This window comes from Pedobacter sp. AC379 (assembly GCF_979258145.1).
Map to the genome: position 1 here is coordinate 2,968,135 of NZ_OZ409839.1, position 13,858 is coordinate 2,981,992.

Consider the following 13,858-nt stretch of genomic DNA (forward strand, 5'->3'; position numbering starts at 1 on the left):
GCATGGCCACTAAGAATATTTTACCGGAACCGGTAAGCGCTCAGTTCAAACTGAAGAAAGATGCTCCACTTAAGATCTACGATCCGAAAGTTGGAGACATCGACTTCAGGGTGATCACAATTGACCAGGCTGAAGCTTTGGTCCGAGCTGCTAACCCTTTTATCGAAAAAACTAAAAATACAATCCCAGAACCTACTGTATAGGTACTCTCCGCTTTTTCATAAGTTGTATTTTTCCCCCGGCTCAAAAGGCCGGGGTTTTTTATTTAAGGTTTCCAAAAACCGCCATTCTCAGTTATTTCTTTAATTAATTTGCTTTTTTGGCTGTTTCGGAAATCCACGTCTATATTTTTTAATCCGATAAACTGCACCAGAGTTTCTCTAGATAAAAAAGAGGAAAGTTTTTTAATACTTTGTTCGTTGTAAGGAATCTTCTCTAAAATTTTCAAAACATGATTCCTAACAGATGGCTCATCATCCAAGCTCTCCTTCGATAATAGGTAGGCCAACTGCATTTCGTAAACCTGTGGATATCTGTTAAGATCAAGATCAGAAAAGCCCTCGAATTTCATAACCTCCACAGGGAAAAGTTCCGTAAGTCTTCTTCTAACATTGTGTTTATCCTCATGTGAGAGCAACGGAATAATGTTTTGAAATTCCTTAATAAATTCACTTTTGAAATTTAAACGATTGATCCTCTCGCTGTGAAAACCATAGTTGGTTGGATTTTGTGATAGATCGTTTACAATGTCCTCTATTTCCTCATTTTGAAGATCCATGTAAATCTTGGTCATGTTTCCGTTAATATTTCGCTGGATAGACTCGATCCTACTTTCTGCTTCTTGTACCAGTATAAGCTTTCGATCAATCAGAAGGGAGATATCATTAATTCTCTTTTCGGCATCCTGGACACGTGCAGCAATCTTCGAGAAATGCCAAGATATATAAATTGTGGCCAAAGCCAGTATAACCGCAACTACAGCCAGTAGTGAATTTATCCCGCTCAGCTGATTTGCTACTGAATCATTAGCGATTGAAACCAGGTTCTCAACATGCTCAAGGTGTTTTTTAATTAATTCAACGTCTTGGTGGTCATATGACTCTGGCGATGATGTAGCAACTTTCCCCGAATTCTGAGCATAGCACGAAAAGAAAAAAATAAATAGCAAGAATGTTAAAAGACTTTTCATATTGGATAATTTAGGCACCCAATATAATGATTTAATGAATATCAATCACCAGTACAGATATCGCTGTCCTTTAATGGGCTGCTCCCTTTTTGATATTTGAGTTACATAAACAAATCACTAAATATCAAAGAATGAAAAGTTTCAAAATCCTGATTTGCGTCACTGCAATCGCAATGGTGTCTGTGACGGCAAGCAAAACCTTCGGTTCTCCAGGAGAGCACAAGGAAACGGTTCCGACCGAGGTCAACGTAAACAGCGGCCATCTAAATTTTAACCTGGTAACTCCAGAAGCAATCAATTCTTTAATTTCAGTCGAAATGATCAAAAAAAACAGCGAACATAATATTTGGGCTTGGCCAAATAAATTGGACAAAGAAGTGAATGAGGTCTTAATTACTAGACTAACCGAAAAACCTATCGATTTCGAAAAACAAGTTCTCTGCAGTCCGCATTTGGGTGACGCAATGGATTCGCTGATGATCAAAAAGGGATTCGAAGGAAAACTAAGAAAGTCGAGCTTATCAAACAATCCAAGTCAGTTAAAAGCATTTCGAGAGTTGCGAAAGAATATTTTTTAAGAAAAATAGATAATTTGAATGGTCCGGTTACGCCGGACCATTTTTGTTTATGTCCTTTACCGGATTACCTCCTGCAGCTTTATTTGGGTATAAATTCAGAAATCTCAAATCATGTCTTCAACAGAAATAGCCAAAGGCTTTAAAAAACTTAATCCTGGTCCGCTGGATGAATGGTACGGACCGTACGCAAATGCTGCAGCTGCATGTGCTGCAATTCCAAATACCGATATCGGCGGTGTAAATTTTAGAAGGGGAAAGATTGTCGGAATAACGACTGACAGAGGTATTTTGGATTACGTTTGGCGAAAGGGAATCAGCGACGCTGAACTGGTACCGTATTTTCAGGACTACGCAACCATTGCAGACAATTATCCGGAATACCTGGCCGACAAACATGCTGCTTTCGATGAAAACGAAAAAACTATCATAAATGCTGTAAAAAGCCTCGACATCCTACCCATTGACAGTGAGTCCAATAATGATTTTATAATTGTCTTATTTACAACACATCCTACAACCCCAGCCCTCATCGGAAACTACGAGAACAGTGTTATCATAAAAAATAATTCACTAGACCCTCCGGTTAATTGGGATATCGTTAAACACTCTGAGCAGATTACAGATGTAAACGGCATAAAATACTATTCAGGATCTATAGAGTATCCTTACGCCAATGGAGTTTTCAAATATAACATTGCCATTGACTGGAACGTTGTCCCAGAAGTTTTTGAGTTCAACAAGAATGACACCAGGCTTCACCTAAAAACAGGGGTGTTCAGCGATTCGGCATTCATAAACGAAAAACTTGATTTTGCCAAAATACCCGCATACTTAAAGGAAAAGGAAAAAAAAGACTATACTCCCGATGCGCGAAAAGTTATCAATGCCATTTCGGTTTGCGATATTATCGTGCAGAATGCATACATGAATCATGACTGGAGAATTTCTGCGGTATCAATGATTGCAGCACCTGTTCTTGGAGCCGCCTACAACTGGACTATTCAGATCAGGAATTTAAGTACTGGTGATTCGTATAATATCGGCCAATATGACCCTGTAAATCCCGCAATTATACAAGGAATACAAACCTATAGCGGCAAAGCATTTGCAGCTGACCGGAACAGGTTTATTTATTATGACCTGGCAATTGATTGGGCCAGCCTGATCATTGCTGTAGGTGGGATCAATTTTTCATATTATCCCCCGTATGTATCGGAACTGAAAATCGATATAGGAACCAAAACTTTATCTTCTGGCGTAAAACCAGGAGATTACGACAGTAAGCTTAGATATCCTTCAGCCTGGTTAAAAGATAAAACCGCCATGGTTTTCGGCACATCAATTTTTGCCAAAAGTTATGAGGCCGGTAGCGCAATTCAGGATTGTGGAGCAAATCTTATTAATCAGGCAGTAAGTGCCAGTCCTATGCGTTTTAATGTGGATCAGCCTGTTGCTTGGCCGTTGGTACTAAGGGCTCTAATGTCAACAGTTGCCGAGAAGGTTTACATTCTCGATCACTGGGATGCTGAATACCGCCCTTTATGTATTGGCCCTGGCTTACCTGATCCACCTATGCGCTCTTATTTCGAGGGAAGTAATGAAGTAGAAGCTGCGCAATTAGGCATTAGTGATGCTGCTTTCTATGTGTCTACAAGTTTTGAACGAAGGCTGCTACCATATTTGGATGGAACACTAACTTTTCCCGATGCAATATTTATAGGACATTTTTACAATGGATATAAAGGATGGATGCTGCATGAAACTGATGAAGCATTTATGACTATACCTAATGGATCAGAGCGAGCTAATCCAAAGACGGAATTGGGGGCTGCAAATATGTTTATGGATTTAATTTATAAGTTCAATCCATTTGCCCGGGTTGCTATGATCGGCCATTATGAAGACCAGCAGCATCCTGCTGTTGCAAGAGCGCAAGAAAATTTCGCGAACTATTGGTCAATACCTATACTTAAGACTTGGGAAAAAACGGGTTGGAGTCAGCAGCGAGTTCCGAATACACAACATCTTTGGACCGATAACAATTCCAATTACAAGCCATTCGCTGGGGCTAATGGCTCAGATCCTTCAAAAGATCTGACCGTTAAAAATATGTATATGTTGGACAATGAGCACACAGCAACGACCTCTGTCGCTCAGGATCTGCTTAGAGATATCTATGGTCCTTTTTTTAGGGATTTTCGATAAAAAAAAGACAAATCTTTTGAGGGAACAATGCCAACAAACTTTAAAAGAATTATGTCAAAAATTAAGTTAAGAACGCCGATATCATACTACGGCGGTAAACAAAAGTTATGCAAGAGGATCATCGAACTGATCCCTGAACACGTAATGTATTGCGAGCCTTTCGTTGGAGGGGCCGCAGTATTTTTTGGAAAAGATAGGTCACCTGTGGAGGTGATCAACGACACAAACAGTGAGCTGATCAATTTTTACAAAGTTGCGCAGAACAATTTTTCGCTTCTGGAGAAAGAAGTTAAGGAAACGCTTCATAGCAGGGATCTGCACAAGGATGCTTCAGTAATTTATAATTTTCCGCATCTTTTTTCGGATGTTAAACGTGCATGGTCAATTTGGGTGCTCAGTACTCAAAGTTTTGCTGCTCAGTTAGACTCATCCTGGGGGTTTGACAAAATAAGCAATACCACAACGCAAAAGATCTCCAATAAAAGAGCGGAATTTACAGATGAAATCAAACAGCGTCTGCACAATGTACAGATTGAATGCGCTGATGCTGTTTACATCATCCAGAGCCGGGACACTAACGGAACGTTTTTTTATTGTGATCCCCCTTATTTCAATTCTGACTGTGGTCACTATGATGGGTATTCGGAAAAGGATTTTGAAGAGCTGCTGATTACTTTATCGAAGATTAAGGGTAAATTCCTTTTATCCTCTTATCCATCCGATATCCTGAAGAAGTACTCAGCTGAGTTTGGATGGTCCACCAGGTCAATTGAACAAAATGTTTCGGTAAATGCCAAAAGTGGATATCAGAAAAGAAAAGTTGAAGTATTTACTACCAATTATTGATAATAAAGCCCGGACGGCATAAAGGATCGTGGACCAACACTACCATTGTACCAGGTGCAAAAAAGCACCCAAAGTCCGGGCTTATTCTATTGAGTGGAACAAAGCCCTTTTTTGGGTGTACAATTGGTAATGTTGGTCGGCTGCAAAGATATATAAAACCTCCACAATTACTAATACTGTCCTTTATTAGTTTAGATGCTGCCCCCTTTTTTGTAGCATGTCAAAAGATATCGCTACATGGCTCGAAAACGGTTCAAACTATTCAGAAGGCTTAAGTCTTTATGAGGAATATGGATCCGATGATTTTTTATTGAGAATTCTTAAAAAAGGCGAGAATGCCTTCAATAAACAAAAGCTTGCTGAAGCTTTAGGTGAAATTCTGATTATTCCCGATACACCACCACCAGTCGAGGTTCCAATTTTGGAACAAGTTCATGCTCCTGCTCATGCCGAGCCTCACATCATTCCCCCGCCACCAGGTGAACTTCCCGCACTCTTAAAAATTTCAAATCAGATCGCCGCAAATTTTGCAGAACTGAGGGGATTGCATCCATATTTATCTCTTACTGAAGAGGGTGAGCCGTTGAGACAGGTTGCCCTGCAGATCCAACGGTTAGGGGTACGGAATTCAGAGTTGATGATGATGAAAAACCACATTATCGAAAACGGATACGAGCCACCGGAACCTGAGGAGGTGAGACCACCGGTAATGATCGATTTCAATCTGCTTGAGGAAAAAGAGCGTATAAGAAAGTCTTTAAACAAAGCCGAAAACCGTCTAAAAAAACAATCAAAGCCGAAGGATTACACTTTGGCTTTAATTGCTCAGCGTAAAAAGGATTTTTGTGATATCAATGCGCGGATTGCTGAAGCTAAAATGAAAGGAGCAGTTGATGGCCAAAAATAATAGACCGGGTATCCGCTCATCATTTGTTCAGCCTGAAGATCTTCTCGATCGGATTTATAAAGCCTGGCTCGCTCACTCAATTGATAAACTTCCCGAAGTTGAACAAAAGGTTCTTGAGCGAATGGAATATGCGGACCGGAAATTAACTAAAGGTGGAGTCGGATCCATGTACTTCAATCTGCTTGATGACATGGAGCAATATTTTAAGAATCATGGCGTATCTCGCAGAACGCTTGAAAATGATATCGCTCGAGCTAAAAAGTTCTTTTTATCAGCCAGGCCCCGTGAAGATAAGGAATATGCCAGGGGAAAGTCTATCCAATGGCTTGAGCGGTTGATCTGGAAGGCTGAAGAGGAATGCGACTTTCGTGCTACAGCATTATTGATCAAAGAGCTTGATGAGATCCAGGGCTTCAAACGGGAAGATCCCAATTTACCTGATTATGAAAAATTTGAGATTCAGCCGATTCTGGTTATCAGTGATCCGACTCAATTAGGTGTACCGCAAATTGAGAACCTCGAGGAGGAACTTACTAAACTCCGTGGATCCAGGGCGCAATTCCTAAGCCAGCTGGATATGGAAGATGCTCAACTGGAAGAGGAGGCAGATTCCGATGGTACTGTTTAGAAATACCTATTATAATGATCCCCAACAACGGATCCTCACCACAAACCCAAATACCGGAACTTATGTTATGGGGCGGGCCACGGGAAAGTCGGAAGGAGTTGGTGCTCCGGCATTGATTGATAAGATACTTCACATGCCCCGGTCCGCGATCGGCGTGGTCTGCAGAACTTTTATGCAGGCAGCTGACCGGACGCTCCCGCCTTTATATGTCGGGTGGGAGCGTATGGGCTATATCCGGAACGTGCATTATTGGGTTGGAATATCACCACCAAGGGAGCTAAACATTCCGCGCCCTTTATACGGTCCGGATAAAGAAGCTTCCAAACATTGTATTTTCTGGTTCAATGGTGCCTATATGTCCATCATTTCACAGGACAGACCCGGATCCGCTAATGGAAAAACGTTGGATTTTCTTTATGGTGATGAGGCACGTTTTATCAATAAAACAAAATTTGATAACGAAATATCGAAGGCGAGCCGTGGCAACGTTAAGGAATTTTCGCACTATGCTGGGCATGGCGGACAGCTATTTCTTACCGATATGCCAACGACTCCGGAAGCCAAATGGATCCTGGCCAATCAGTCCCACAACGATCTGAAAATAAAGAAGAACGGCAAGGTATATAAAATGAGCGACCTGATGAAGCTGATCAGCTGCTACCAGATCGAAGTCAACAAAGCCAAGTATCAGCTTTATACCGAGCAGAACCTGACCAAGAGAAACAACCTGATCAGACTTATCAACTCCGATGAGAAGATCCTGAATTATTTGCGCCAGGAAACAGCGATGTATATGGAAGCCTCCAGTCTGGATAACGCTCACTTTATCGGCCTTAAAACTTTGAAGAAGTGGAAGCGTGATGATTTGGATGTGATCTTTCGCACTCAGGTACTGAACGAACGGCTATATATCGCTGAACATGGGTTTTATCCGGACCTCGACCTGAATGTACATGCTTATGATAAATATGATTACTCTGGCATAGAGGGCTTATGGTTGCCCAATGGTGTCGCACAGGGTTCATTGAATGATGGTGATGTTGACCGTAATAGACCATTAGATGTAGCCTTCGATGGGGGCTCAACTATCAACTGTATGGCGGTTGGCCAGGAACATGCGGATGAGTACCGGATCGTTAAGAGTCTTTATGTAAAAGGAAACAAGCGACTACCTGAGCTTGTTGATGACTTCTGTAAGTATTATGATAAGCATGTGAAGAAAGAAGTAACGTTTTATTATGACCATACCTTTGTCGGTACCGATGCTACAACCATATTGTCGAATGCTGATACGATAAAGCTAAGGTTTAATAACCACCATTGGAAGGTCAACATGGTATACATCGGGCAACAGCCAGGCCACAAGACCAGGTTCGACCTGGCCGGTACCTTGCTTAAGGAGGATGATCTACTTGAGCGTATCAAGCCATTGCGATTCAACCGGAACAATGCGGCATCGCTATTGGTATCGCTTCAATGTGCCGGTGCCATTCAGGGCAATGATGGTGTCAAGAAAGATAAGCGTCCAGAGAAACGGAGCGACGTGCTTCAGGAGGAAGCCACCCACCTTACCGATGCCTTCGATACCCTGATCATCGGACATCATCAGTTCAAGGTCGGATATCAACAGCCAAGTACCGAGGCTATCTTCTAAAACCTATCTGATTGCATTTAGCATACGTCTTTTATTTAAATATCCCTCTTAGGATGCTCCTAAGGGGGTTTTTCATATATCAGCGAAATACCCCCGGGGGCAGCTCACTTTTTGGATAGTGCGTGTCCTGCATTCAATTCTGAAAAAGCATGTTTCATTTTTTTAAAAATGGGTTAAATAATTTTCAATCAACGTTTTAACGTTTTTTTCATTTCGGTAGCTTTTTCGTTGAGCGTGCCGGCAGCTGTGCGTGTCCTTTATGGGCTATCGTTCCGGATTCATCTTCGAATTATGGAAGGAATGATCAAGTTTACCGATATGCTCAGGGTAATGGCCACAGGTGATCCCTTCAGTTTCGAGGTAGTTTCCCTGAACCTGAAGCAAGGAACCGGCGGTTTTCGCACCACTTATAACAATGCAGTACTTCTAGCTGCTGGGAATTCGAGCAAAAGCTCCAGAAAGAACCCGCGGAACTTCATGAACGTGACCAGGACAATCAAAGTGCCTACCAAAAGTAGGCCGATAACCGTTCACGCCCTCCTGATCACAAAATTCAATGACGAAAAAACCTATATCTAAATGGACGAAATTTTAATCTCATCGGGTAACAGCACAAAGATCGGCTTTATTAAAAAGCACAAAGTTGCTGTTTACATGCAGGCAGACGCTCCTCCTGCTGACAAGGCTACCACCGGTACAACCGGAACAGTCAGCGCGAAAGGTGCTGCACTTACTCCCGCGTTTTGGGGTGATGACAACGACTTCCCCGGTGCGATCAAAAAAATCCTCGACGGTGATGCGGAACTTAAAGAGCTGATCAACACTCTTGTGCTTTATTCCATGGGCAAAGGTGTAATTCCTTTTCAGGAAACCGGTATCGATGATGATGGTAACCCGATTCTAAAAGCGATTCAGGATCCTGAGGTCCGCAAGTTTTATAAGTCGCGAATGGTCCGGAAATATCTTCTTGAAGGATATCAGGACCTGTACACATTTTTTAATGTCTTTCCGGAAATGATCCCGACCAAGGACCGGAGCAGAATCCACGGAATTTATATCAATGAAGCTACCCATTGCCGTTGGGCACAAATGGATGATTCTGGAATGTTAAAGAATGTCATCCATAATAAAAACTGGCCAAATGCAAAGCTTACGGATCCCATTGAAACAACTGTAATCCCTGCAATTGATGTTTACGATCCGGATGTTCTGAAGAGCCTGAAGGAAGATAAGACAAAAAAGAAATGGATATTTCCCTGTAGTTATCCAACGGTTGGCCAGACTTATTATCAGCTTGCCCATTGGGACGGTCTTCGAGTATCAGGGTGGTTAGAGATCGCTGCAAAAATCCCCGCGTTTAAAAAAGCTTTGCTTTCAAATCAGATGACGATCAAATATCTAATTCAGATCCCAAACACTTATTGGCCATCGGCATATAAGGATTGGGAAGATTATGACGACAAAATGCGTAATCAAAAGAAAAAGGAAAAACTTGAGGAGATAAACAAAGCTTTGACCGACGTCGAGAATACAGGCAAATCAATCCTTAATGAGGTAGGTATCGATCCGGTTACCAAGGAGAAACTTCCGGGATGGAATATTATCGTGATCGATGATAAAACCAAAGCCGGCGCATTCCTTGAAGACAGTCAGGAAGCTTCAGCACATAAAATGCGGGCACTCGGCCTTGACAATGCCATCGTCGGAAACTTGATGACCGGGGGCATGGGTGCCGGATCAGGATCTGACAAACGGATTGCCTGGAATCTCTTTATGGCCAAGATAGGCCCTTACCGCGACATCATGATGGACCCTTTAATGTTTGCTGCAGAGTTCAACGGATGGACCGAACTGTATCCCGGCTTTACCCTAGCTTACCGCGACACCGTAATGGAAACTTTAGATAAATCACATCAGACTGCAAAGGAGGTAACGAATGCTGCTTAGAACAACTGAAGAAATCAGGAAATATTTTTCAAGTATTGATAAAGACTACAATTTTAAATCACTCCAGTCTTTCATCCTCGATGCCGAAAGCGATCAGGTAATTCCAGAGATCAGCCAGGAGCTTTACGATAGTTTGCGTGATAAATACACAAACAATACCCTTCAGGGGAAAACACTTCAGCTATTTGAATATCTGCAGAAGGCGATCGTTCACCTCGCTTTATATAATATGTCCGATTCGGGATCTTTCCGGATCAGCGATTCCGGTTTTTATGTAAGCGCTACCGGAGACACCAGACCGGTATCAGACAAAAAAATGGTGGTCTTCCGCAATGGAAGATACGAAGCCGGATATAAAGCCCTGGACCAGGCATTGTCATACCTGGAGAAAAACATCAACGAACCGGATTTCCTTCCATATAAAAACAGTGATGTGAAAGAAGGTGCTGCACATTACTTTATTACCAATTCGAAGGATTTTACAAAATGGTTCAGTCCGCTGGCCAACTCATCCACTACCTACCGTGCTACGCTCAGCTCTATCGGAATGGCAGAATCAAACTATATCCTCCCGGTACTTGGTGAGGAGTTCTTTGAGGATTTAAAATCTAAAGCTTTGGAGGGAACGCTCTCTGCAGATGAGAAAACTTTGATCGGCAAAATTCAGAAACCATTGGCATCGCTTTCAATCGGCGAGGCTATACCGATACTTAATTTCAATTATGACGGTAAAAGCTTGTCGATAAATTACCGTGCTGCAGGGAATGAAAACATTGAGGCGAGCATGAGCATGAGTGATGAACGCCTGAGCATATTGATGAACCAATGCCTGATCAATGGTGAGCTGGAAGTGAAGCGACTTAAAAAATGGCTTAACACCAATGCCGGCAAATTTAATCTTTATACTGCAGATACCGCTTCGGATGATATTGATCTTAACTCCTCAGGCAGTCATTTCTTCTACGTTTAACAATCAGATTTAATAAATAATGTTCTCAACACTAACTCATAAGCCGGTTATCGGCATTTTATCCGGACTCGGATCCGGTGTGATCTTAACAGTTCAAAATTTCTTCACCGATGAAACCACTTTAAAACTGGTTGGAGCTTTCGGCGTATGGGCCGGTGCAATCGTTGCAGTCCTGACCGTATGGTTAAAGATTATGGAGTATTTCGACAAACGCGCCGTTAAAAAAAACCGCAAAAAACTTAGACAATTAAAATATGAAAATCAAAAACAAGATTAACGCAATTAAGGATTTCCTGTATTTCCTTATAACCGGCATATGGTATTTCATGACCATAAGCTTTGGTTTTATTAAAATGAAAGCTTTTAAAGAATACAGTGCGCTTCTGATCATGGTCTCCCTTTTCTTTTGCTCCAGCTATGTGCTTAGGTGGATTGATCCTACTGCAGGTATTTTCGATGCAGGCATTCTCCAGATCATAAACCTTTCCCTGGTACAGTTCGCGGTAATAACCACCGTGCTTTGGACCTGGTTCAAGTTTATCTGGCCAGATCTTGGCCACTTCATGAAATTTCATTTTAAGGACAATTTTAAATCATTAACGCCATGGCAAAAAACCACTTTATCAGTCTCTGTGTTCTGCTTCTTTTTTTTAATGTTGGTTTTGCTCAACAGACCCCTTTAACACGTGAAAGGATTAGGGATACATATCAGTCACAGATCGGGATTAGAGAACTTACTGGCCGCAACGATGGCGTTGCGGTTTCAAGGTACCTTTCATATGTCTGGCTTAAACCTGGTAATCCCTGGTGTGCAGCCTTCGTTTCCTGGACGCTTGGCCAGAATGGAATTACGAAAGCTAGATCCGGAGGCTGTGTTCAGCTCATGGAACAAGGGCGCATCATTTATAAGTCCGGTCATATTACACAGATCCCGCAAATCGGAGATGTCTTTTTTATTTACTTCCCAGAAAAAAAACGCGTCGCTCATACCGGCTTTGTGGATCGATGGGAAGAAACTTCGGTCATCACCGTTGAAGGCAATACCAATGAAGCAGGCAGTCGCGAAGGCGATGGAGTTTATCGTAAACGCAGATTAAAAAGACAGATTTATGCGGTCACTACTTACATTAATTAAGATACTTGCCCTGTTGTTAATACTCCAGGCCTGCAGCAAACGGGTTGTTGACCTGGAGAAATCTTCTGCAGCTTTCAATTTGCGGTTAACTACAGACAGCAGCTCTAAAGTTCAGTTGAAGACAGTGTTCTACGAAACATCAAAATCCTTCAGGTTTACAACTGATGAATATGAATTCGAAATAATTCCGGACGGGGAATTTACCTTCACTCCTGAACAGGGATTTAAGGGTAAAGGAAAATCTGTAAAAGGGAAAGGCAAAAAAACCGTAAAGGAAAATGCGCAGGTTGACACCTCCTTAAAGAAAGATTCCACGGCTTCCATAAATTCCGGTAAAATTCTCGACCAAAATTCCAGAAATTCCGGTTATTCCAAAAATTCCGTTAAAGTTCCGGCGGAATTCCCCTCAGCCGGACTGATCGGATTGATGGTGCTTGCCCTCTTTGTTGTACCAGGCTTTGTTTTCTTTAAACCCTACTTGACAAAACTATGGAACAGATTACGCTCACTGTAACTAAAGAAGGAAATTCCGTTAATTCCGTTTATTCCGGACCGGCCAACTGGAGGCAGATGCAGAAGGATCACCTTCTCATCTGGGCCGCTGCGATGTGTTCCGGACTTGAAACTCTAAAAGCTAAGAAACTGCTTGCAGCTATGCTTTTTAAAATTCCAAAACGAATTTTTACTAGGGTTCTGCCAAGGCATCACCAGTACCGCCTATCACTGAAGATCGATTTTCTTTTCAAAAAGAACGAACTGTTCACCTGGTTGATCCCATCGTTTTGGTCAGGGTTCAGGAAATATTACGGACCGAAAAACAAACTGTCAAATATCACAGCAGAGGAATTTGGTCTATGTGAGCTTTGTTGGGAGAACTTTCAACTGACCAAGGATCCAGGATTTCTTGATGTCCTGGTTGCAATCTTATACCGGCCACGTAGATATTTCGGGATTGATGATGATATCCGTACGCCATTGAGAACTTATTCGAGGGAAATCCGGACCAGGAGATTTAAGAAGCTAAGCGAAAAAATGCGCTGGTCCGTTTACCTGAATTATGAAGGCTGCAGGAACTATATAACCGGCACCTACAAACAGGTATTCAAAAGTCCGGATACCGGTGAGCAAGGAAAGCCGGCGGTGTGGGCAAAGGTTGTGCAAAGTGCAGCCGGCGGAATATTCGGAAACCTTAAGGAAACCGAGAAATCAAACGTACATAAGTTCCTTAGTGAACTCAACGACCGTCTGATCCAGATGGAAAAAGATAAAAAGCCATGATAATACATTACAGAACTTATTTCGAGCGACTTGCCAAAAACCATCCCGACATCCTCCATACAGATGCCGACAGAGCTTTTTTTTATATCAAGGATAAGTACAACCTCAAAGCTTTCGATGATGCAATCAAAGCTGCAGCAAAAACCCCCGCCTTGCTTCTCGAACGTTATACCTCCGATGTGAGTGCCAACAGGAACAATAACCGGTTCCATCATTTCAACGGGCGTTTTTCAATTTTATGCTCAACGGAAGCGGGCGATGAGTCCTCCATTGAAGAAGCAGAGATCAAAGCTGAAAAAATAATTCTTTCAATCCTGGTAAAAATGCTTGAGGACTTTGGCGGAGGTGGAGAGATCAATATTGATGGGGATATCAAAAAGGTTTTTTACGACTTTGAAGATTTGCCCATTGATCCGATCGGCCCGGTCCTGGTTAAATATTACGGTGTCACAGTGGGTTTTAAGTGGAGATGTCCTTTAACGGCCTCGGACACCGCAGTAGATTGGCAGAATAATGTTTAA

General features: G+C 42.2%; 17 protein-coding genes. 15 read left to right on the plus strand and 2 right to left on the minus strand.

Annotation, left to right across the window (positions count from 1 at the left end; translation table 11 throughout):
* The first annotated feature begins 2 nt into the window (after positions 1-2).
* Positions 3-203 carry a hypothetical protein gene (locus ACZZZW_RS13240; protein ID WP_463493982.1) on the plus strand — a complete coding sequence of 67 codons (201 nt, stop codon included), beginning with the start codon at positions 3-5 and terminating at the stop codon, positions 201-203.
* Between the two features lie 62 nt (positions 204-265).
* Here the strand turns inward: ACZZZW_RS13240 and ACZZZW_RS13245 are convergent, their stop codons facing one another.
* Entirely contained in the window at positions 266-1,189 is a 924-nt protein-coding gene (locus ACZZZW_RS13245) for a hypothetical protein (RefSeq protein WP_463493984.1), read from the minus strand.
* Between the two features lie 131 nt (positions 1,190-1,320).
* Between ACZZZW_RS13245 and ACZZZW_RS13250 the strand changes: the two genes are divergently transcribed.
* The 10 genes from ACZZZW_RS13250 to ACZZZW_RS13295 all read left to right on the plus strand — a co-directional run bounded on the left by ACZZZW_RS13250 (position 1,321) and on the right by ACZZZW_RS13295 (position 11,201).
* The gene (locus ACZZZW_RS13250; RefSeq protein WP_463493985.1) at positions 1,321-1,767 is read left to right on the plus strand and encodes a hypothetical protein; all 447 of its coding nucleotides are present in this window, start codon (positions 1,321-1,323) and stop codon (positions 1,765-1,767) included.
* 111 nt (positions 1,768-1,878) lie between these two features.
* Positions 1,879-3,972, plus strand: a complete 2,094-nt coding sequence (locus ACZZZW_RS13255) for a hypothetical protein (protein ID WP_463493987.1) — start codon at positions 1,879-1,881, stop codon at positions 3,970-3,972.
* A 51-nt stretch (positions 3,973-4,023) separates the two neighbouring features.
* On the plus strand, positions 4,024-4,818 hold the full coding sequence (locus ACZZZW_RS13260; protein WP_463493988.1) for a DNA adenine methylase: 795 nt from the start codon (positions 4,024-4,026) through the stop codon (positions 4,816-4,818).
* Between the two features lie 217 nt (positions 4,819-5,035).
* Positions 5,036-5,725, plus strand: a complete 690-nt coding sequence (locus ACZZZW_RS13265; RefSeq protein WP_463493990.1) for a hypothetical protein — start codon at positions 5,036-5,038, stop codon at positions 5,723-5,725.
* On the plus strand, positions 5,712-6,353 hold the full coding sequence (locus ACZZZW_RS13270) for a hypothetical protein (RefSeq protein ID WP_463493991.1): 642 nt from the start codon (positions 5,712-5,714) through the stop codon (positions 6,351-6,353). Before ACZZZW_RS13265 ends, ACZZZW_RS13270 begins: the two co-directional genes overlap by 14 nt.
* A complete protein-coding gene (locus ACZZZW_RS13275) occupies positions 6,310-8,007 on the plus strand; it encodes a hypothetical protein (protein WP_463493993.1) in 1,698 nt (565 codons plus the stop codon). Before ACZZZW_RS13270 ends, ACZZZW_RS13275 begins: the two co-directional genes overlap by 44 nt.
* Positions 8,008-8,298: 291 nt before the next feature.
* Positions 8,299-8,586 (plus strand): hypothetical protein, encoded by a 288-nt coding sequence (locus tag ACZZZW_RS13280; protein ID WP_463493994.1) that lies wholly within the window; start codon positions 8,299-8,301, stop codon positions 8,584-8,586.
* Positions 8,587-9,954: a hypothetical protein gene (locus ACZZZW_RS13285; protein WP_463493995.1), complete on the plus strand. Its 1,368-nt coding sequence runs from the start codon at positions 8,587-8,589 to the stop codon at positions 9,952-9,954.
* On the plus strand, positions 9,944-10,924 hold the full coding sequence (locus ACZZZW_RS13290) for a DUF6712 family protein (protein WP_463493997.1): 981 nt from the start codon (positions 9,944-9,946) through the stop codon (positions 10,922-10,924). The genes ACZZZW_RS13285 and ACZZZW_RS13290 overlap by 11 nt, the downstream gene beginning before the upstream one ends.
* A gap of 19 nt (positions 10,925-10,943) precedes the next feature.
* Complete coding sequence (locus ACZZZW_RS13295; protein WP_463493999.1) at positions 10,944-11,201, plus strand: hypothetical protein; 258 nt, start codon at positions 10,944-10,946, stop codon at positions 11,199-11,201.
* Here ACZZZW_RS13295 and ACZZZW_RS13300 read toward each other — a convergent pair.
* The gene (locus ACZZZW_RS13300; RefSeq protein ID WP_463494000.1) at positions 11,164-11,499 is read right to left on the minus strand and encodes a hypothetical protein; all 336 of its coding nucleotides are present in this window, start codon (positions 11,497-11,499) and stop codon (positions 11,164-11,166) included. The two genes, ACZZZW_RS13295 and ACZZZW_RS13300, sit on opposite strands and share 38 nt — an antisense overlap.
* A gap of 29 nt (positions 11,500-11,528) precedes the next feature.
* Here ACZZZW_RS13300 and ACZZZW_RS13305 point away from each other — a divergent pair, with 29 nt between their 5' ends.
* Genes ACZZZW_RS13305 through ACZZZW_RS13320 form a run of 4 tightly spaced genes read left to right on the plus strand, consistent with a single transcriptional unit; the run spans position 11,529 to position 13,858 of the window.
* On the plus strand, positions 11,529-12,059 hold the full coding sequence (locus tag ACZZZW_RS13305; protein WP_463494001.1) for a CHAP domain-containing protein: 531 nt from the start codon (positions 11,529-11,531) through the stop codon (positions 12,057-12,059).
* Positions 12,034-12,573, plus strand: coding sequence for a hypothetical protein (locus tag ACZZZW_RS13310; protein ID WP_463494003.1), 540 nt, complete (start codon positions 12,034-12,036; stop codon positions 12,571-12,573). Before ACZZZW_RS13305 ends, ACZZZW_RS13310 begins: the two co-directional genes overlap by 26 nt.
* Entirely contained in the window at positions 12,549-13,337 is a 789-nt protein-coding gene (locus ACZZZW_RS13315) for a hypothetical protein (protein WP_463494005.1), read from the plus strand. Before ACZZZW_RS13310 ends, ACZZZW_RS13315 begins: the two co-directional genes overlap by 25 nt.
* Entirely contained in the window at positions 13,334-13,858 is a 525-nt protein-coding gene (locus ACZZZW_RS13320) for a hypothetical protein (RefSeq protein WP_463494007.1), read from the plus strand. The genes ACZZZW_RS13315 and ACZZZW_RS13320 overlap by 4 nt, the downstream gene beginning before the upstream one ends.

Bases quoted from the DNA above. Each gene is read 5' to 3' on its own strand.
- ACZZZW_RS13265 (WP_463493990.1), top strand. From the start codon at position 5,036: ATGTCAAAAGATATCGCTACATGGCTCGAAAACGGTTCAAACTATTCA.
- ACZZZW_RS13280 (WP_463493994.1), top strand. From the start codon at position 8,299: ATGGAAGGAATGATCAAGTTTACCGATATGCTCAGGGTAATGGCCACA.
- ACZZZW_RS13295 (WP_463493999.1), top strand. From the start codon at position 10,944: ATGTTCTCAACACTAACTCATAAGCCGGTTATCGGCATTTTATCCGGA.
- ACZZZW_RS13305 (WP_463494001.1), top strand. From the start codon at position 11,529: ATGGCAAAAAACCACTTTATCAGTCTCTGTGTTCTGCTTCTTTTTTTT.
- ACZZZW_RS13270 (WP_463493991.1), top strand. From the start codon at position 5,712: ATGGCCAAAAATAATAGACCGGGTATCCGCTCATCATTTGTTCAGCCT.
- ACZZZW_RS13310 (WP_463494003.1), top strand. From the start codon at position 12,034: ATGCGGTCACTACTTACATTAATTAAGATACTTGCCCTGTTGTTAATA.
- ACZZZW_RS13300 (WP_463494000.1), bottom strand. From the start codon at position 11,499: ATGAAATTTCATGAAGTGGCCAAGATCTGGCCAGATAAACTTGAACCA.
- ACZZZW_RS13250 (WP_463493985.1), top strand. From the start codon at position 1,321: ATGAAAAGTTTCAAAATCCTGATTTGCGTCACTGCAATCGCAATGGTG.
- ACZZZW_RS13285 (WP_463493995.1), top strand. From the start codon at position 8,587: ATGGACGAAATTTTAATCTCATCGGGTAACAGCACAAAGATCGGCTTT.
- ACZZZW_RS13240 (WP_463493982.1), top strand. From the start codon at position 3: ATGGCCACTAAGAATATTTTACCGGAACCGGTAAGCGCTCAGTTCAAA.
- ACZZZW_RS13255 (WP_463493987.1), top strand. From the start codon at position 1,879: ATGTCTTCAACAGAAATAGCCAAAGGCTTTAAAAAACTTAATCCTGGT.
- ACZZZW_RS13315 (WP_463494005.1), top strand. From the start codon at position 12,549: ATGGAACAGATTACGCTCACTGTAACTAAAGAAGGAAATTCCGTTAAT.
- ACZZZW_RS13245 (WP_463493984.1), bottom strand. From the start codon at position 1,189: ATGAAAAGTCTTTTAACATTCTTGCTATTTATTTTTTTCTTTTCGTGC.
- ACZZZW_RS13260 (WP_463493988.1), top strand. From the start codon at position 4,024: ATGTCAAAAATTAAGTTAAGAACGCCGATATCATACTACGGCGGTAAA.
- ACZZZW_RS13320 (WP_463494007.1), top strand. From the start codon at position 13,334: ATGATAATACATTACAGAACTTATTTCGAGCGACTTGCCAAAAACCAT.
- ACZZZW_RS13275 (WP_463493993.1), top strand. From the start codon at position 6,310: ATGCTCAACTGGAAGAGGAGGCAGATTCCGATGGTACTGTTTAGAAAT.
- ACZZZW_RS13290 (WP_463493997.1), top strand. From the start codon at position 9,944: ATGCTGCTTAGAACAACTGAAGAAATCAGGAAATATTTTTCAAGTATT.